Annotated in this window: 14 protein-coding genes; 11 read left to right on the top strand and 3 right to left on the bottom strand. The window is 71.8% G+C overall.

The features are described 5' to 3' along the window. The first annotated feature begins 179 nt into the window (after positions 1-179). On the top strand, positions 180-2,258 hold the full coding sequence (locus HCA58_RS13105) for a serine/threonine-protein kinase (RefSeq protein ID WP_169598095.1): 2,079 nt from the start codon (positions 180-182) through the stop codon (positions 2,256-2,258). Between the two features lie 48 nt (positions 2,259-2,306). Continuing rightward, a complete protein-coding gene (locus tag HCA58_RS13100; RefSeq protein ID WP_169598094.1) occupies positions 2,307-3,989 on the top strand; it encodes a phospho-sugar mutase in 1,683 nt (560 codons plus the stop codon). A 68-nt stretch (positions 3,990-4,057) separates the two neighbouring features. On the opposite strand, the gene HCA58_RS13095 is transcribed toward HCA58_RS13100, so the two are convergent. Both HCA58_RS13095 and upp read right to left on the bottom strand, forming a co-directional pair. Then, positions 4,058-4,732, bottom strand: a complete 675-nt coding sequence (locus HCA58_RS13095) for a GPP34 family phosphoprotein (RefSeq protein WP_169598093.1) — start codon at positions 4,730-4,732, stop codon at positions 4,058-4,060. A gap of 83 nt (positions 4,733-4,815) precedes the next feature. Next, the gene (upp, locus tag HCA58_RS13090; protein ID WP_169598092.1) at positions 4,816-5,448 is read right to left on the bottom strand and encodes a uracil phosphoribosyltransferase; all 633 of its coding nucleotides are present in this window, start codon (positions 5,446-5,448) and stop codon (positions 4,816-4,818) included. A 133-nt stretch (positions 5,449-5,581) separates the two neighbouring features. On the opposite strand from upp, the gene deoC reads away from it, so the two are divergent. From deoC to HCA58_RS13045, 9 genes are all read left to right on the top strand, one after another. Further along, complete coding sequence (deoC, locus tag HCA58_RS13085) at positions 5,582-6,571, top strand: deoxyribose-phosphate aldolase (RefSeq protein ID WP_169598091.1); 990 nt, start codon at positions 5,582-5,584, stop codon at positions 6,569-6,571. A gap of 5 nt (positions 6,572-6,576) precedes the next feature. Beyond that, positions 6,577-8,007, top strand: a complete 1,431-nt coding sequence (locus HCA58_RS13080; protein ID WP_169598090.1) for an aldehyde dehydrogenase family protein — start codon at positions 6,577-6,579, stop codon at positions 8,005-8,007. Next, positions 8,000-8,824 carry an aldehyde dehydrogenase family protein gene (locus HCA58_RS13075; protein ID WP_169598089.1) on the top strand — a complete coding sequence of 275 codons (825 nt, stop codon included), beginning with the start codon at positions 8,000-8,002 and terminating at the stop codon, positions 8,822-8,824. Before HCA58_RS13080 ends, HCA58_RS13075 begins: the two co-directional genes overlap by 8 nt. Before the next feature lie 102 nt (positions 8,825-8,926). Then, entirely contained in the window at positions 8,927-9,427 is a 501-nt protein-coding gene (locus HCA58_RS13070; protein ID WP_169598088.1) for a BlaI/MecI/CopY family transcriptional regulator, read from the top strand. Positions 9,428-9,435: 8 nt separating this feature from the next. Beyond that, positions 9,436-10,341, top strand: coding sequence for a M56 family metallopeptidase (locus tag HCA58_RS13065; RefSeq protein WP_169598087.1), 906 nt, complete (start codon positions 9,436-9,438; stop codon positions 10,339-10,341). Between the two features lie 219 nt (positions 10,342-10,560). Beyond that, positions 10,561-12,234, top strand: coding sequence for a thiol reductant ABC exporter subunit CydD (gene cydD / locus HCA58_RS13060; protein WP_169598086.1), 1,674 nt, complete (start codon positions 10,561-10,563; stop codon positions 12,232-12,234). Between the two features lie 67 nt (positions 12,235-12,301). Beyond that, positions 12,302-14,119 carry a thiol reductant ABC exporter subunit CydC gene (gene cydC / locus HCA58_RS13055; RefSeq protein WP_169598085.1) on the top strand — a complete coding sequence of 606 codons (1,818 nt, stop codon included), beginning with the start codon at positions 12,302-12,304 and terminating at the stop codon, positions 14,117-14,119. A gap of 186 nt (positions 14,120-14,305) precedes the next feature. After that, positions 14,306-15,313, top strand: coding sequence for a DNA primase (locus tag HCA58_RS13050; RefSeq protein WP_169598084.1), 1,008 nt, complete (start codon positions 14,306-14,308; stop codon positions 15,311-15,313). 39 nt (positions 15,314-15,352) lie between these two features. Next, positions 15,353-17,692, top strand: a complete 2,340-nt coding sequence (locus tag HCA58_RS13045; protein ID WP_169598083.1) for a transposase — start codon at positions 15,353-15,355, stop codon at positions 17,690-17,692. Between the two features lie 201 nt (positions 17,693-17,893). Here the strand turns inward: HCA58_RS13045 and HCA58_RS13040 are convergent, their stop codons facing one another. Beyond that, the gene (locus HCA58_RS13040) at positions 17,894-18,487 is read right to left on the bottom strand and encodes an ATP/GTP-binding protein (protein WP_169598082.1); all 594 of its coding nucleotides are present in this window, start codon (positions 18,485-18,487) and stop codon (positions 17,894-17,896) included. Between the last annotated feature and the right edge of the window lie 42 nt (positions 18,488-18,529).

The raw sequence follows: 18,529 nt of genomic DNA, 5'->3' as shown, positions 1-18,529 counted from the left end.
GGCGCCGGGAGAGGGATTACCCACACCGCCCGAGCCGCCGACGACAAGAGGTGAGGGTTCGCATACGTACCGTCGAGTAAGGGAAACGTCCGCCGCGCCGGCTTTCGCATCCGGCGTCTGAACCAGCAAGATAGGGGGGTTGTGTCCCAGCCCTCTCGACTTCCCCCGGTGGCTTTTCTGTGACTCAGATCCCGACGTGGAGCGGCGGACCAGTCAGCACCACCACCAACGGACGCGCGACTCCCGGCACCGTCATCGGTGAGCGGTACTCGCTGCGCTCAGCGGTGGGTAACGGTGGCATGGGCACGGTCTGGCGGGCCACAGACACACTTCTGCGGCGTGACGTGGCGGTCAAGGAGGTCGTCCTCCCACCGGGCCTGGCACCGAGCGACCGCGACGCGATGTACGAACGCACCCTGCGCGAGGCCCGCGCCGCCGCGGCCATCGCCCACCCGGCGGTGGTGCAGGTGTACGACGTGGTCACGGAGGCCGGCCGGCCGTGGATCGTGATGGAGCTGCTGGACGCCCGCAGCCTCGCCGACATGGTGATCGAGGACGGGCCGCTCACCCAACGGGTGGTCGCCAAGATCGGCATTGCGCTGCTCGGCGCACTCGAGGTGGCACACGCGATCGGCGTCCTGCACCGCGACGTCAAGCCCGCGAACGTGCTGATCTGCTCGGACGGCCGCTGCGTACTCACCGACTTCGGTGTCGCCCGGATGCCCACCGACGTGCAGCTCACCACCCCGGGCATGGTGCTGGGTTCACCGCACTTCATCTCTCCCGAACGGGCCATGGGGCAGGAGTTCGGCCCACCCAGCGATCTGTTCTCCCTCGGCGTGACGCTGTACACCGCGGTGGAGGGCCGGCCGCCGTTCGACCGGGGCGACCCGATCGAGACCATGCACGCCGTGGTCGAGGACCCGCCTGCCCCACCGCAGCGCAGCGGCCCGTTGACGCGGGTGTTGATGGGTCTGCTGGAGAAGGACCCGTCCCGCCGGCTCGACGTGCACACGGCTCGCGCCATGCTGCGTGAGCTGCTGGCCGGTCCGCTGAGCAGCAGCGCCGCCGGGGTCAACTCGATGACCGACCAGTATTCCGTGATGCCGATGCCGCAGCCCGCACCGGCTGCTCCGGCCAAGCCGGCCCCGTCCGGACAGATCGGCGGCCCGGCCATGCTGGGCCCCGGCGAGTCGCTCACCGACCGGCTGGCCGCACTGCGCCGGGGCGAGCGTCCCGGCCAGGCCGCCGCGGCCAGCGCCGCCGCGATGGAGGACACCAGCGCCGACGCACTGGCCCGCCCCGGGCAGCACGGCGCCGCGTCGTCCCCGGGCCGTGCCCACGGCGGCGCGGACACCACCCAGCGGGTCGGGCCGGAGGTTTTCGGCTACGGCGGCCGGACCGACGCGACGCAGCGGATCGGCGGCTTCGCCGGGCCCGACGCCACCCAGCAGTTCGGTGGCTACGGCGGCCAGTCGGAGGCGACCCAGCGGGTCGGTGGCTACGGCGGCCAGGCCGACGCGACGCAGCAGGTCGGCGGCTACGGAGCTACCCAGTGGCCGGCCGCACCGAACCAGCCCTACGGCACACCGGCATCCGCCGGCGGCGGTGCGGTCGACCGGGCGAAGGCTGTCGGAACCCGGATGATCGACACCGTGCAGGGCTGGCCCCGCAAGATGCAGCTGGCGGCGGCCGGCGGTCTCGCGGTGCTGCTGCTGATCGGCGTCGTGGTCTTCGCCGGCGGTGGTGACGACACGTCCACCGTCCCGGTCGCCGAGCCGTCCGCCTCCGCGGACGAGGGCCCGGGCATAGAAATGCAGGAACACTCGGCGCGGGGGATTCAGATGGTGGTGCCCAAGGGCTGGACACGGGCCGCGCCGTCCGGCGGGGTCTACATCGACTACACCGACCCGGAGGACAGCGGCCGTCGGGTGCGCATCCTCAACGAGAAGTGGAACGGTACCTCGGCCCGGTGGGCGGAGGTCGCCGAGAACGGCCTTAAGACCCGGCCGTCCTCGTGTGCCAAGCCGTACACCCAGATCGCCGCGGTCGAGAAGGAACTGGCCGGCCGGCCCTCCGTCGAGTTCGAGTACACCTGCGGTGAAGGCGACGAGATGCGGCACGGCATCTGGCACGGGGTGGCCCACGACGGTCGGCTCTACTCGTTCTATCTCACCTCCAACGACGCCCGCTTCGAGGAAAGCCGCCCGATCTACACGGAGATGCTCAAGTCTTTCCAGCTCACGGCAGCCGGCTGAGCCGGGGCGCACGCCCGTGGAGATCCGCCGCCGTGCTATCAAGAGGCCATGGCGGCGGAGACCACTGACCTAGACACCATCCGTGAGCGGGCCGAGCGTTGGCTTGCCGACGACCCCGACCCAGCCGGCCGGGCGGAACTGCGGGCGGTGCTCGACCAGTTGCCGGGCAGTGCACCGGAGCTGGCCGACCGGTTCGCCGGGCCACTGACCTTCGGCACGGCAGGGCTGCGTGGTCCGCTGCGCGCCGGCCCGAACGGGATGAACCTCGCAGTCGTCACCCAGGCCGCCGCCGGTCTGGTCGCCTGGCTCGCCGCCCAGGGCGGCGCCGGCCCACTGGTGATCGGGTACGACGCGAGGCGCGGCTCCCGCGAGTTCGCCGCGCGCACCGCCCAGGTCGCCACCGGGGCGGGACGTTCGGCGCTGCTGCTGCCCCGCCCCCTGCCCACCCCGGTGCTGGCGTACGCGGTGCGGCACCTGTCTGCGGTGGCCGGGGTGATGGTCACCGCCAGCCACAACCCGCCGCAGGACAACGGCTACAAGGTGTACCTCGGTGCCGAGCTGGGCGGCGGTTCCGGCGCCGGGGCGCAGATCGTGCCGCCAGCCGACGCCGGCATCGAGGCCGCCATCCGCGCGGTCGGCTCGCTGACGCGGGTACCCCTCGGTCCCGCCGGGCAGGTACTCGGCGACGACCTGGTCGCCGCGTACGTGGCCCGGGCGGCCGGTGTCGTCGCTCCGGGTGGCTCTCGGGAGCTGACCGTGGCATACACCCCGCTACACGGGGTCGGGGCTGCGGTGTTCACCGCCACGTTCGCCGCCGCCGGCTTTCCGACGCCCGGCGTGGTGCCCGACCAGGCCGAGCCGGATCCGGACTTTCCCACCGTCAGCTTCCCCAATCCGGAGGAGCCGGGTGCGGTGGACCGTCTGGTCGCGCTCGCCGCGCGCACCGACGCCGACCTGGCCATCGCCAACGACCCTGACGCCGACCGATGCGCCGTCGCGGTCCGCGAGCCGTCCGGCGGACCGGACGGTCCGGGCTGGCGGATGCTCCGCGGGGACGAGGTGGGCGTGCTGCTCGCCGACCACCTGATGCGGGGCGGGGTCACCGGCCTGTACGCCACCACCATCGTCTCGTCGTCGTTGCTACGGGCGATGTGCACGGCGCGCGGGCTGCCGTACGACGAGACGCTGACCGGTTTCAAGTGGATCGTCCGGGCCGGTGACGGTAGCGATCCACTCGTCTTCGGCTACGAGGAGGCACTCGGCTACTGCGTCGCCCCGGACCACGTACGCGACAAGGACGGCATCACGGCTGCGCTGACCGTGGCCGAGTTGGCCGCCGACCTCAAGGTGCAGGGGCTTACGCTCACCGACCGGCTCGACGAGCTGGCCGCCGAGTTCGGCGTGCACCAGACCGACCAGCTATCGGTACGCGTCGACGACCTGCGTCTGATCACCGGTGCGATGGCCCGGATCCGCGCCGTCACCCCGACCACCCTGCTCGGTCGACCGGTCACCGAGGCGCAGGATCTGCTCCCTGAAGCCGACGTGGTGATCCTGCGGACCGCAGCGGCCCGGGTGGTGATCCGACCCTCCGGCACAGAACCGAAACTCAAGGCGTACCTCGAAGTGGTGGAACCGGTCGCTGACGGCGACGTCGCGGTGGCCCGTACCCGTGCGGCGAGCGCCGTGGCGACCCTCCGCACCGAAATCGCCCACGCGCTGGGCGTGTGACGAAGCGCCGTCCGGCGCCCACCGCCCGAGGCCGCCTGCCGAGGCCCGCACGCCAGTCTGCTTCCGGGCTAGCGGCGGGGGCCGAGGGCGTGTTCGACGGCGCGGCCGAGGGCAGCCACCACCAGTGCGACCGACGGACGAACCACGGAGTCCTCCAGGTTGACGTCGCCGGAGAAGCCGGCACCGCTGGCGATCTCCTCGAGCCGGCGTCGGGCGGCGTCGGCGTCCTCGCCGGTGACCCCGAGTGCGGACTCCATCCGCAGCACCGCGACCAGGGTCGCCAGTGCGGCGGTGCGCTCGTCCGGAGCGGCGCCGGTGAGCACCACGGCCAGCCGCTGCCGGGTCTCCTCCTCCACCGACGGGTCCATCACCGGGTACCGATGCACGTGGATGAAACCCAGTTCCGTCTCGTCGACGTCGCGGACTACCCCCTGCTCACAGAGGTCACCGAGGATCCGGTCGCGCAGGCCGTGCCGCAGCCGCTGCACCCAGGAGGAAGGGCTACGCGGCGTGTCGGCCACGATCTTGACCAGCACCGCGTCGGTGACCGGTTCGCCGGTGGGGGTCGGGTCCACCACGGTCAGGGAACCGTCGGTGTACGCGATCCGCCCGGCCAACGCCAGCTCGATGAGGACTGCGGCGGCCATTCCCAGGTCGAGGCTGATCCGCGGCAGGGTCGCCCGGCCGGTCTCGTCGTCGTAGGCGAGCAGAAGCAGTTCCTCGGCGAGCGGCACACCAGTCATGGCCCGAGACGCTAGCCGCCGGAGGCCACCGCCCGCAGCACGAACCGCCGCCGGGTCACTGGCCGTCGTGACCTGACGGCTGCTCAGAACCGGGGCATACCGCCGAACTGCCGGTCACCGGCGTCGCCGAGCCCCGGCACGATGAACATGCTGTCGTTGAGGCCGTCGTCGATGGCGGCGGTGACCAGACGCAGCGGCAGCCCGGACCGCTCCAACCGCCCGATCCCCGCCGGTGCGGCGAGTACGCAGAGAACGGTGATGTCGGTGCAGCCGCGTTCGGCCAGCAGCCGGCAGCAGTGCTCCAGGGAGCCACCGGTGGCCAGCATCGGGTCGAGGACCAGCACGGGCAGGCCGGCGAGGTTCCGGGGCAGCGACTCCATGTAGGCGCGCGGCTCGAAGGTCTCCTCGTCGCGGGCCAGCCCGACGAAACCCATCGAGGACTCGGGTAGCAGCCCGAGCGCGGCGTCGGCCATGCCGAGCCCTGCCCGCAGCACCGGCACCAGCAGTGGCGGGTTGGCCAGCCGGGTGCCCTCGGTGGCGGTCACCGGCGTCCGCACCGGGTACATCTCCACCGGGAACGAGCGAGCAGCCTCGTACACCAGCATCGTGGTGAGTTCGTGCAGCGCCGCCCGGAATGTCGAGGAGTCGGTGCGCTCGTCCCGCATGGCGGTCAGCCGGGACTGGGCAAGCGGATGGTCAATGACGAGTACGTCCACGATCGCTCAACCTACCCGTCCGGGGTGAGGGCGCGCGGATCCGGGCACGACCAGCGACCTCGCTCACTCGTGGGGGAGGCGGCGACGGCAGTAGTCAAGATCACGTGGCGTCAGCCTGCGTAGACTTCGGGACATGACGGCGACAGCGACGTCGGCCCGGTCGGACCTCTCCGAGCTGGGACGATCCGAGACCGCTCTGCGGACCTTCCTGCACGGCCTGCCGGGTGTGGACCAGGTCGGCGCGGAGCAGCGGGCAGCCCAACTCGGCACCCGATCCATCAAGACCACCGCCAAGGCCCAGGCGATCGACCTCGCCATCGGAATGGTCGACCTGACCACGCTGGAGGGCGCGGACACTCCCGGCAAGGTACGGGCGTTGGCCACCAAGGCGCTGCGGCCGGATCCGGCCGACCCGTCCTGCCCGCACGTGGGGGCCGTCTGCGTCTACCCGGCGATGGTCCCGTACGTGGCGGAGGTGCTACGCCGATCCGAGGTGCACCTGGCCAGCGTGGCCACGTCGTTCCCGTCGGGCCAGGCACCACTGGAGATCAAGCTCGCCGACACCCGCGCCGCCGTCGAGGCGGGTGCCGACGAGATCGACATGGTGATCAACCGGGGCGCGTTCCTGGCCGGACGTTACTCGGAGGTGTACGACGAGATCGCAGCGGTCAAGGAAGCCTGCGGCGGTGCCGGCACTGGTGGCCAGGGACGACCACGCGCCCACCTCAAGGTGATCCTGGAGACCGGCGAGCTGGCCACCTACGACAATGTCCGCCGCGCTTCCTGGCTGGCGATGCTCGCAGGTGGTGACTTCATCAAGACCTCCACCGGGAAGGTCCCGGTCGCCGCCACGCTGCCGGTGACCCTGGTGATGCTGGAGGCGGTACGCGACTTCCGGGCGGCCACCGGACGGCAGGTCGGTGTCAAGCCGGCCGGCGGTATCAAGACCACCAAGGACGCGATCAGGTACCTGGTCATGGTCAACGAGACCGTCGGGCCGGACTGGCTGCACCCGGACTGGTTCCGCTTCGGCGCCTCCAGTCTCCTCAATGACCTGCTGATGCAGCGCACCAAGCTGAAGACCGGCGTCTACGCCGGACCCGACTACTTCACCCTGGACTGACCGCGATGTTCGAATACGCACCGGCACCGGAGTCCCGCTCGGTGGTGGACCTCAAGCCCTCGTACGGACTCTTCGTCGACGGGAAGTTCGTCGACCCGGCCGACGGGGGCAGCCTCAAGTCGATCAACCCCGCCTCCGAGGAGGTGCTTGCCGAGATCGCCGAAGGCGGCGCGCAGGATGTGGACCGCGCCGTACGGGCGGCCCGCCGGGCGTACGAGAAGACGTGGGGTCGGCTGCCCGGTCGGGACCGTGCCAAGTACCTCTTCCGCATCGCCCGGATCATCCAGGAGCGTTCCCGCGAACTGGCGGTCCTCGAGTCACTGGACAACGGCAAGCCGATCCGGGAGTCCCGCGACGTCGACCTGCCGCTGGTCGCCGCCCACTTCTTCTACTACGCCGGCTGGGCGGACAAGCTCCCGCACGCCGGCTTCGGTGCCGACCCGCAGCCACTCGGCGTGGCCGCCCAGGTCATCCCGTGGAACTTCCCGCTGCTGATGCTGGCCTGGAAGATCGCCCCCGCGCTGGCCGCCGGCAACACGGTGGTGTTGAAGCCGGCCGAGACCACCCCGCTGACCGCGCTGCTCTTCGCCGAGATATGCCAACAGGCAGACCTACCCGCCGGTGTGGTCAACATCGTCACCGGTGCCGGCGAGACCGGCCGCGCGCTCGTCGAGCATGCGGGGGTGGACAAGGTCGCCTTCACCGGCTCGACCGACGTCGGTCGGGCCATCGCCCGCTCGGTAGCCGGCAGCGGCAAGAAGCTGACCCTGGAGTTGGGTGGCAAGGCCGCCAACGTCGTCTTCGACGACGCACCCGTCGACCAGGCGGTCGAGGGCATCGTCAACGGCATCTTCTTCAACCAGGGGCACGTCTGCTGCGCCGGCTCGCGACTGCTGGTGCAGGAGTCCGTGGCCGATCAGGTGCTGGAGTCACTCAAACGGCGGATGGGTCAGCTGCGCCTCGGTGACCCGCTGGACAAGAACACCGACATCGGTGCCATCAACTCCGCCGCACAGCTGACCCGGATCCGGGAGCTGACCGAGGCCGGTGCCGCCGAGGGGGCGCAGTCCTGGTCACCGCCCTGCCCCCTGCCCGAGCGGGGCTTCTGGTTCGCGCCGACCATCTTCACCGGCGTCACCCAGGCACACCGCATCGCCCGGGAGGAGATCTTCGGCCCGGTGCTGTCCGTGCTGACCTTCCGCACCCCGGCCGAGGCGGTGGAGAAGGCCAACAACACGCCGTACGGGCTGTCCGCCGGGATCTGGACGGAGAAGGGATCGCGGATCCTCTGGATGGCCGACCGCTTGCGTGCCGGCGTGGTCTGGGCCAACACGTTCAACAAGTTCGACCCGACCTCACCGTTCGGCGGTTACAAGGAGTCGGGTTACGGTCGCGAGGGCGGCCGGCACGGGCTGGAGGCGTACCTCGATGTCTGAGCGGGTCACGGTACGCAAGACGTACAAGCTTTTCGTCGGCGGGAAGTTCCCGCGCAGCGAGTCGGGGCGGTCGTATCTCGTGCAGGACTCCAACGTGTCACTGGCCTCCCGCAAGGACGCGCGGGACGCCGTGGTGGCCGCCCGCGCGGCAGTCAAGGGGTGGGCCGGGGCGACCGCGTACAACCGGGGTCAGATCCTCTACCGGGTCGCCGAGATGCTGGAGGGCCGGCGCGAGCAGTTCGTCGCGCTCGGTGTGCCGGGCGCCGAGGTGGACGCCGCGACCGACCGCTGGGTCTGGTACGCCGGCTGGTCCGACAAGCTCGCTCAGGTCTACGGCGGTGCGAATCCTGTCGCCGGACCGTATTTCAACGTGTCGGCACCCGAGCCGACCGGTGTGGTGGCGGTGGCTGCGCCCGAGGTTCCGGCTCTGCTCGGCCTGGTGAGCGTGGTCGCCCCGGCGATCGTCACCGGTAACACGGTGGTGGTGGCCGCCTCGCCGACGGCGCCACTGGCGGCGGTGACTCTGGCCGAGGTGCTGGCCACCTCGGACCTGCCGGGCGGGGTGGTGAACGTCCTCACCGGCAGGTTGTCGGAGACCGTTCCGACGCTCGCCGCGCACATGGACGTCAACGCGGTCGACCTGACCGGGGTGAGAGACCCGGAGCTGGCCGCCGAGCTTGAGGTCAAGGCCGCCGAGAACCTCAAACGGGTACTCCGGCCGGTACCGGCAGATCACGACTGGTCGGCGGATCCGGGTCTGCGCCGGATGACGGCCCTGCTGGAGACGAAGACCGTCTGGCACCCCAAGGGGGTGTGACCTTCCCCGCACCCACGCGGCCCCTCCCCCGGCAGCCACCGCCGCTGACGCCTGGACGTGGCGGGGGCCGGATGGATCTACTACGAGGGGTAGGATTGCGGGGTGACTCGGCTGGGGGATCTTGAGCGTGCGGTGATGGACGTGCTGTGGGACGCCGTCCCGGTAACGTCGCCCGGTGTCAGCGTTCGCGAGGTGGCCGAGGCTCTCGACGGACGCGAGTTGGCGTACACCACGGTGATGACCGTGCTGGACCGGCTGGCCGGCAAGGGCATGGTGCAGCGCGAGCGGGAAGGCCGGGCGTGGCGGTACTGCCCCGCGGCAAGCCGGGAGGCGTACATCGCCCAGCTCATGCTCGACGCGCTCGACCTGGGCGGTAGCCGGGACGCGGCGCTGGTCCGGTTCGCCCGCTCGGTCACCGGCACCGAGGCGGACGTGCTGCGCGCCGCGCTCGCGGCGGAAGCCGGCCTGCCAGCCGGGACGGCACCTGTCGTAGCCGCAGCACCCACCGACGGCCCGGATCGCGGGCTGAGTGACCGGGTCGACGCGCCGCAGGTCGACGGGGCGTCCCGCCCCGATCTGGCCGACGAAACCGCGGAACGGTAGGCGACGCCGTGGCGTACACCCTGCACTTCGCCGCCGCCATGCTGGCGTGCTGGCTGATCGCTCAGGTGCTGGCCGGCTCCACCTGGACGTGGCGTAGCCCTCGGGTGGCGATTCTGTGCTGGCAGGCGATCGGCCTGGGGGTCGGTCTCTCCGCGATGGGTCTACCGATTGCGCTGGGCCTCGCACCGTACCAGCGGGGCACCGGCAGTGCATTGCTGGCGCTCGCCGACGACCTCCGCCACGACACCCTGCCGGCTGGCCTCGGTGCCGTGCATCTGGGGTTGGTGGGCGTCGGCCTCGGCATCGGGGCGGTGCTGCTGACCACGACCGTGCGCAGCGTCCACGCCTCGGTAAGGGCCCAGCGCCGGCATCGTGACCTGCTCACCCTGGTTGCCCGGCGGGATCCGACGGTGCCCGGCGCGCTGGTACTGGACCATCCGGGTGCGGCGGCGTACTGCCTCCCGGGGGTGAGGCCCAGGGTGGTGGTCAGCGCCGGCACGCTCAGCCTGCTCGATCGGGCCGAGTTGGCGGCGGTGCTGACCCACGAGCGGGCGCACGCGCAGGAACGGCACGACCTTGTGCTGCTGCCGTTCACCGCGCTCCGCCGGGCGCTGCCCTGGTTCCGCTGGGTCCGTGCGGCACACGAACGGGTTTCCCTGCTGGTGGAGATGCGTGCGGATGACAAAGCCCGCGAGTTGCACGCCGAGGCCCCGCTGGCCGGTGCGCTGCGCCGGTTCGCCGCCGCCGGGAACCGGATCACGCCGGTAGGTGCGCTCGGCGTGGGCGACCGGGACCTGGACGTACGGGTGCAGCGGTTGTTGGTCACCGCCCGCCCGCCCCGACTGCTCGGCGGCACCGCCCTGGCCGTGACCACGACCGTGGCCGCACTGCCGATCTCGCTCTTCCTCAGCTGACCGACACATGATCATCCTGAACCAGCTCAAGATTCCGACTCGCAGGTAGCAGGGTCGTGGCCGACCCACTCCCTCTGGGCACCTCGTCGCCGCCGGCCGGGGTGCCCCGCAACTGCCGGGTCGGCTGCCGATACCGCTGCTGCCGGCCCTACTAGGCTTCGAGGCGATGTGCTTGTGGATTCTGCGGAGACAGACGGGCGGTAGGGCAACGGTGCACTGGTGAACCGCCGCCCCTTCGACCCTCGGCTGCTGCGCCGGGTTCCTGCGGCCCGACGCGACCTCGCCCTGCTCACGCTGCTCGGCGTGCTGGCCGCCGGACTTGTCGTGGCGCAGGCCACCGCCCTGGCCGTACTGCTGGCCACGGCCTTCACCGGGCAACTGGACCGGGCTGCGCTTGTCGGTCTGCTGGCCGCCGTCGCGACCCGCTCACTCGTGGTCTGGGCACAGGGTGCGGTGTCCGCGCGGGCAGCCGCCACGGTCAAGGCGGCGCTACGCGACGACCTGCTGGGTGCGGTCTCCCGGCACGGGCCCGGCTGGGTCGCCGGCCAGCGGGCCGGGCAACTCGCCACGCTAACCGGTCGGGGTCTGGACGCCCTCGACGCCTACTTCACCGGCTATCTGCCGCAGCTCGTGCTGAGCGTCACCGTGCCGGTCGCGGTGCTGGGTCGGGTGCTCTTCGCCGACTGGAGTTCAGCGGTGATCATCGCGGTGACGCTGCCGCTCATTCCGATCTTCGGGGCGCTGCTCGGCTGGCAGGCGCAGGCGGCCACCGAACGCCAGTGGCGGCGGCTGTCCCTGCTCGGCGGACACTTCCTGGACATGGTGGCCGGATTGCCCACGCTGCGCGCCTTCGGTCGGGCCCGTGCACAAACCGACTCGGTCCGGCGGATGGCCGACGGTCACCGGATCGCCACCATGAAAACGCTGCGGATCGCCTTCCTCTCCGCGCTCGTACTCGAACTGGTCGCCACCCTGTCGGTGGCGCTTGTCGCCGTGCCGGTCGGCATTCGGCTGCTCGGTGGCGGGTTGGCGCTACAGACCGCTCTGCTGGTGCTGCTGCTGACCCCGGAGGCGTACCTGCCGCTACGGGCGGCCGGCAGTCGGTTCCACGCCAGCATGGAGGGTCTCACCGCGCTGGACGATGCGCTCACCCTCTGCGACTCGGCACCCCCGGCACCGGCCGGCCACGGGAGCACACTCCCGGACGCGACCGGTGAGATCCGCTTCGAATCGGTGACCGTCACGTACGAGCGGACCACGGCGCTGCGCGACGTGACGCTCACGATCCGGCCCGGCGAGCGCATCGCAGTCATCGGGCCGAGCGGCGCCGGCAAGAGCACCCTGCTCAATCTGCTGCTCGGTTTCGTGAAGCCGACCACCGGCCGCGTCACCGTCGGCGGGGTCGACCTGGCCGACGCAGACCTCGACGGCTGGCGGCAGCAGGTGGCGTGGGTACCGCAGCGGGCCCACCTGTTCGCCGTGTCGCTTGCCGACAACATCCGACTGGGCAACCGCGACGCCGCACCTGCCGCTCTCGCCGCCGCAGTCCACCTCGCCGCGTTGGACGAGGTGGTCGCCGCGCTGCCAGACGGGCTGGACACCCTACTCGGCGAGCGGGGGCACGGCCTGTCCAGCGGGCAGCGGCAACGGGTGGCGCTGGCGCGGGCCTTCCTTAGGGACGCGCCGGTGGTGCTGCTCGACGAGCCGACTGCGCGCCTCGACACCGCCGCCGAAGCGGCGGTGCTGGCATCCACCCGTCAACTGGTCACCGGCCGTACCGCGCTCCTGGTGGCCCACCGACCCGCGCTGCTGACCGGCGTCGACCGCATCCTGCGGGTCGAGGACGGGCGGGTCACCGAACTGACGCCGGTGCCGGCCGGGGAGCGCCGATGATCCGTCGGATCATGCGGTCCCCCGGGGTGGTCGCGCATCGTGACGGCGAGCGCAGCGAGGTTGTGCGATGAGCAGTGGCACCTCATCCGAACTGGTCGTACTGCGGCTGGCCAGGCCGTACCTGAAACGCCTGATCGGTGCCGGGTTGCTCGCCGCGGCCACCGAGTTCGCCGGGTTGGCCCTGATGGCGACCGCAACCTGGCTGCTGATGACCGCCGCTGGGCAACCCCCGCTGGATCGCCTCACCGTGGCGATCGTGGCGGTACGGGCGCTGGCGGTGAGCCGGGGGGTGCTGCGTTACACCGAACGCCTGGCCGGACACGACGCGGTGCTGCGTCTGGTCACCGACGTTCGGGCGCGGATCTTCGACACCCTGGCGAGCCGGCGCGGCAACCCGCACCCTAGTGGGGACACGCTCAGTCGGCTGGTCTCCGACGTGGAGGCGGTACAGGATCTGCTGCTGAGAGTGGTCGTACCTGCCGTCGCAGCCGGGCTGGTCTGCGTACTTGCCGTCGGGTTGACCGCACTGGTCTCGCTGCCGGCAGCGTTCGCACTCGCTGCGGGGCTGGTGGTGGCCGCCGTCGTCCTGCCGGGGCTCGCGACCGCGCTGACCCGTCGGGCCGGTGCTGAGCTGGCACCGCTACGCGGTGCCCTCGCCACCGATGCGGTCGATCTGACCCACGGCGCCGCCGACTTGGCGGCTTTCGGTGCGACCTCCGACGCGCTGGCGACAGCCGGGCAGCGGGCCCGCCGACTGGCCCGGCTGGAGCGGCGACTCGCCGCACTCGGCTTCGCCGTCGACGCGGCCGGGGTGCTGGTGGCCGGTCTCACCGCCGGCACGGTGGTGTACGTGGCTCTCGGCACCGGCCTGGACGGGGTCCTGGTCGGCGTCCTGGCAGTCGGCACCCTGGCCGCCGTGGAGATCGCCCTCGCGCTGGTCGGTGCGGCCCGACAGTGGACCGGGTCGCGGGCCGGGCTGGACCGGGTCGCGCACCTGTTGGGAACCGACGACGCTGGCTCCGAGGTCGCTCGGGCGTCGAGCGGGTGGCACGGCACCACGACAGCCGAACCGAGCCTTACCAGTCCGGCCGACCCGCCTGGCCCGGAACGGATGGTCGACACGGCACCGTCGGTCCGGTTCGACGGGGTGACGGTCCGGTACCGGCCCGGTGCCGCAGCTGCGCTCGACGAGATCGCCCTCCACGTGCCGCCCGGACGTCGGGTCGCGGTGGTCGGGCCGAGCGGCGCGGGCAAGAGCACCCTGGCCGCCGTCCTGACCGGCGCGGTGCCACCGACCGCCGGCCGGGTGACCCTGGATGGGCGGGACGTGTCGACGTACCCGACCCAGGAGCTGCCTCGCCTGGTCGGTGGGCTGCTCGCCGAGGCGTACGTCTTCCACGCCACGGTGCGGGACAACATGCTGCTCGGCCGACCGGGGGCGGACGATGACGCGCTGTTCTCCGCCGCCACCGCAGCCGGGCTGTCGGACTGGGTCCGGGCCCAGCCGGACAGCTGGGACACGGTGGTCGGCGAGGAGGGCGGGCAGCTTTCCGGTGGTCAACGGCAGCGACTCGCACTGGCCCGCGCCCTGTTGGCCGCACCGGGCATGCTGGTGCTCGACGAGCCCACGGAGGGCCTGGACCCGGCCGCCGCCGACCAGGTGCTGGCCAGCACGTTGGCCGCGACTCCCGCCGGGCACTCGGTACTGTTGATCACCCACCGGCTCAGCGGCCTCGCCGAACTCGACGAAATCGTGGTGCTGGACGCCGGCCGGGTCGTGCAGCGGGGTCGACACCAGACGCTCGTGGCGACGCCCGGGTGGTACCGGGACCAGTGGATCCTGCAGCAGGCCGCCGAGCGCGGCTACCTCACGGTGTCGGACTGATCCAGAGACCGGGCCGCACCTGCCTGCTGGGCCGCCTCGTAGGTGCGCCGCTTCCGCCCATTGACGGTGCTCCACTCGCCGACCACGTCGCCGGCCTGGGCGCACCCGTACGGACACGCCGCTGGTCGTCCCGGTGGTGCGCCACCGGGGTGCGGCCAGCGGTTACCGAGCGCAGCCAACTAGGGTATGTGCCCAGAGTCACTCGCCGGCATCAGCGCCGGGGGTGGTAGCCCGACGCACACGGAGGTCACCGTGGCCCGCCAGTCGCCCCAACGGCCGGACGCCGACGAGCCCGAGCTCGATGACACCACCGGCGCCAGCGAGCCGGCCGACGACGCCGCAGTGGACACCGCGAACCGCGCACTCTGGGACGAGCTGCGGATCGATCCGGTGGAGATCGCCCTGCCAGCCGGCACCGGTTTCACCCTGCGGGCGTACCGGCCGGCGAGGGAGCTGACCCCGACCGACGTGGCCGAGCGGGACGCCGACGACCCATTCCTCGCCCGTCGCCAGGTCGGCTCGGTCGAGGACGACGCCGAGGAGGGTGACGTCGTCATCCTCGACGAGGACGTCGCCCGGGAGTTCGCCGAGAGCGAGGACGAGGAGCAGCAGGCGCGGCGCGACGATGCCGCGCAGAGCCGCACGGACGACACCTCGGAGGACGGCAAGGACGACACCGACGAGGTCGCCGCGGACGGGGCCGGCGACGAGGAGGTGCCGGTCTTCCTGACCCACAAGGGCCGACTGCTGCTGTTCAAGACACCCGAGTCGCTTGTCAGTTTCGTCCGGTCCGGCGCGCCCAACGACCTGTCTCAGCTGGATAGTTGGAATGAACTGTCCGAACGGGTGGAACCGGCCGACATCGCGCCGCTGGACGATGACGTCTACGAGCTCGACCTCGTCGTGGAGAATCTCCGCGGCGGACACGACACCTGGGATCCGACGCTACTCATCGAGGCCGGCGAGGTCGCCCGCGACGTGGCGTACGCCCTGCGGCTGCCCGCGGTGCTGGACATGCTCGCCACCGGCTCCAGTCTCGACGACCTGGACGAGGCGCTCCGGTCTTCGGTCGGCGGCGGAATCGGCGGCTTCATGGGTCGGCGTAGGCTGAAGAAGATCGGGGCACAGACCGCAAGCCTGGGTTGGCGGACCATTGTCGGGAAGATCTCTGCGGTCGTGGACTGGCGCGACTGACCCGTACCAGGGAGCATCAGTCTCTGGCAGAGAAAACCTGTGTCCCGGGAGGAGGACGACGCCGTGGCGCTCGTGCGCGTGTACTGCGGTCTGACCTCGGCGGATGCGGCCGACCGACCGGTTTCGACCGGATCGGCGCTGACGTCCGCTGTGGTCGACGACGCAGGCCGGCTGCTGCATGTCCGCGAGATCGGCGACGACCCGACGGGCTATGCCCGGCTGGTCACGCTGCTCGTGGAACGCTCAGGCGGGCCGAGCGGTGCGGCGATCGCCGCCGACAGCGACGACCACACCATCACCTCTCTACTCAGCGCCGCCGGTCGCCCCTTGGCGATCGCTGACGACGACTCGGTCGACGACTTCGCCGAACGGTTCGCCGACGACGACTCTCTCGAGGAGATGCAGTCGCCGCCGGCCGTGCGGCGCGCCGTCGGTCTCGCTCGGGCGTTGCAGGCCGGGGCCCTGTCAGCGGTGACCCTGCCCGCCCCACGGGACCTCGCCGGGTACAAACAGATCCTCGCCGCGCATGCCGCGCTCGCCAGCGGCCGACACTCCGCCACCGTCGCGCTGCGTGAGGTGCTCCGCGAGCTCTACCCGGCCGCGTTGCGGGCATACCCCGACCCGGCCGAGCCGATCACGCTGGCCGTGCTGGACGCCCTTCCCGAGCCGGGCATGCTCACCGACGGGGCCGGCCGGGGCCGCGACGCCGCGGTCACCGCGGACGCGGTCACCGCTCAGCTCGTCGCCGAAGGGGCGGGTGACGCGGCGGCGATCGACGAGGCGGTCACCGCGCTGCGGGTCGCCATCTCCGAAACCCCGCGACGGGCCACCGTCAACCGGGCCCTCACCTCCGCTGCCGCAGAGACGATCAGGCAGGCGGTCGCCTCGGTGCGGGCCTGCGACGCCGGCTGTGAGGCGCTCGTCGGCGCTCTGCGTGCCCGCACCTCCGGGCCTGTGCAGGCGTCCGGCCGGCGAGCTGCCGCACGACGCGGCGAACAGGTCGGCGAGCTGTCGGCGAGCACCCCTGGCGCCCCGAGTGGCCTGCGGTCGGTGCGCCCCGGCGGACCCGAGCCGTCCGGTGGTCGACGTAGCCGCCCGGAGCCGGTGCCGGGCAACGCCCCGCCAGCCTCCCCACGTCCTCTCGGCCCCCCGCCGATGGCACCCGCGCCACTTACTCCCCCGCCCGTCGCGCCCGCGCCGGTGACGCCGGCCGCCGTCGCCAGCTCACCGTCCCGTACCGAGTCCAACCCGTCCCGCGGGGACGGTCCGGCCAACCGACCGATCTCCGCGCCGCCCCCACCGCCGCCCGGGATCACGCCGATCGCGCCGACGCAGCGCGGCTCGATCCCCCCTGCCGAGGCGGGTGAGCCGTTCCGGCCGACCCTCACCACGGCGGCGATCAACAATGCGCGGGCCGAACGCCAGCGCACCGTCATCCCGCCCCGGCCGAAGACGAACAGCGAACCACCCGCGCCTTCCGGCGGCTTCAGCGCCACCGATCTCAGCGTGCCGCTGCCTGCCTCCCGGCCGGAGCCGGAAAGCGCACCGCCGGGATCCCGCTCCAACTGGCCGCTTGTCAACAACCCGGAGAATCCGGCAGACACTACACCCCTCAATCCGGTCGTCGGCCCGTACGAGGAACGGGGCCGGCGCAGCGCCCCCGAAACTCCCAACGACCACGGTTCGGACCGCCGGGTCACCCCGCCGTGGCTCGCCGACGATCTGCCGCCGGAACCGCCTGTGCTGCGGCTGGTCGAGCCGCCGCCGCTGGCCGATCGGGCGCTGCGTAACGCGGACCAGTCGACGACCGAGACGCCACCGCTACGGCTCGTCGACCATAGCGGCGCCGAACGCGGCGACCGGGAGGCCGAGCGGCTGGACCTTCCCCCGGCCCGCAGGCCAGCGGCGGAGCCGCCGATCGAACACCGGACGCCACCGGTCTCCGACGAGGGCGACGGCGATCTGCTGATCTTCGCGCAGGCCCGCTCCGCCTGGTTCGTCGGGCACGGCGAAGAGGCCGACCTCGACTGGTCGACAATGGCCGACAGCGGATGGGAGGCCGCCGAGCAGGCCGCCCGTCCCGCGGTCGGTGCCGAAACCGGCGCGGGCCTACCCAAGCGAGTACCGCAGGCCAACCTGGTGCCCGGGTCGCCGTTGCGCGAGGAGCGTCCGCTGCGGATAGTGCGGGACGCGGCCAGCCTGGCTGAGAACACGACCGGATACTTCCGGGGCTGGCGTAGAGGGCAGGAGATCGGTGGGTTCGCGGTCGGCGGGCGCCCCGGGCGCGAATCCGCCGGTGGCTGGGACTTCACCCGCGACACCGGCGATCGCGACGACGACCGGGAGTACGAGTACCGCTCCGCCAGTCACCGCTCCTGACGTCCGCACCGGGCGTCGTCGCCGGCCGACGGCCTCCGGTGACGCAGAAGCTCCTTCTGCCAAGCCTGAGCCGACGGTGAGGTGGAGGGTGCGGCGCCGGTAACCGGCGCAACTGACTAACGCGGGCTTTCACCGGCATCACGCGGGCATGCACCAGCGCCCGGTGTCGGCGGTGGCCGTCACCGGGCGCTGGCGTCGATATCAGGCGGGCGCCACAGCCCGGGAGCGCCGCATCGTGAGCACGTACTCCACAAGCGAGATGAGTACGTGCTTCGTCGACTCCCGGTTGCGGGCGTCGCAGGCCACCACCGGCACGTTGCTCGAGATGGCGAGTGCCTCCCGGACATCCTGCGGATCGTGGTACTGCATCCCGTCGAAGCAGTTGATGGCCACCAGGTACGGCAGCCGCCGGTGCTCGAAGAAATCGATCGCCGCGAAGCAGTCGGCCAGCCGGCGGGTGTCCACCAGCACGACCGCACCGATCGCACCCCGTACCAGCTCATCCCACATGAACCAGAAACGGGTCTGACCCGGCGTACCGAACAGGTACAGGATCAGATCACGATCGATTGAGATGCGGCCGAAGTCCATGGCCACCGTGGTCGTCGTCTTTCCCGGCACCTGCCGGGTGTCGTCGACGCCGACTCCGGCGGAGGTCATGATGGCCTCGGTGGTCAGCGGCGTGATCTCCGAGACCGAGCCGACCAGCGTCGTCCTGCCGACGCCGAATCCACCGGCGATAACGATCTTCGCCGACGTCACGCGCCCGCTCGGGGCCGGCGGCCGGTGCGACATGTCAGAGCCTGCGAAGTCCACTCAGCACCCTCTCCAGCAATT

Source organism: Micromonospora sp. HNM0581 (genome assembly GCF_012726175.1).
Taxonomy (GTDB): Bacteria; Actinomycetota; Actinomycetes; order Mycobacteriales; family Micromonosporaceae; genus Micromonospora.
Note: the sequence above shows the minus strand (reverse complement) of the source record. Positions and strands in the feature narration are given on the sequence as shown.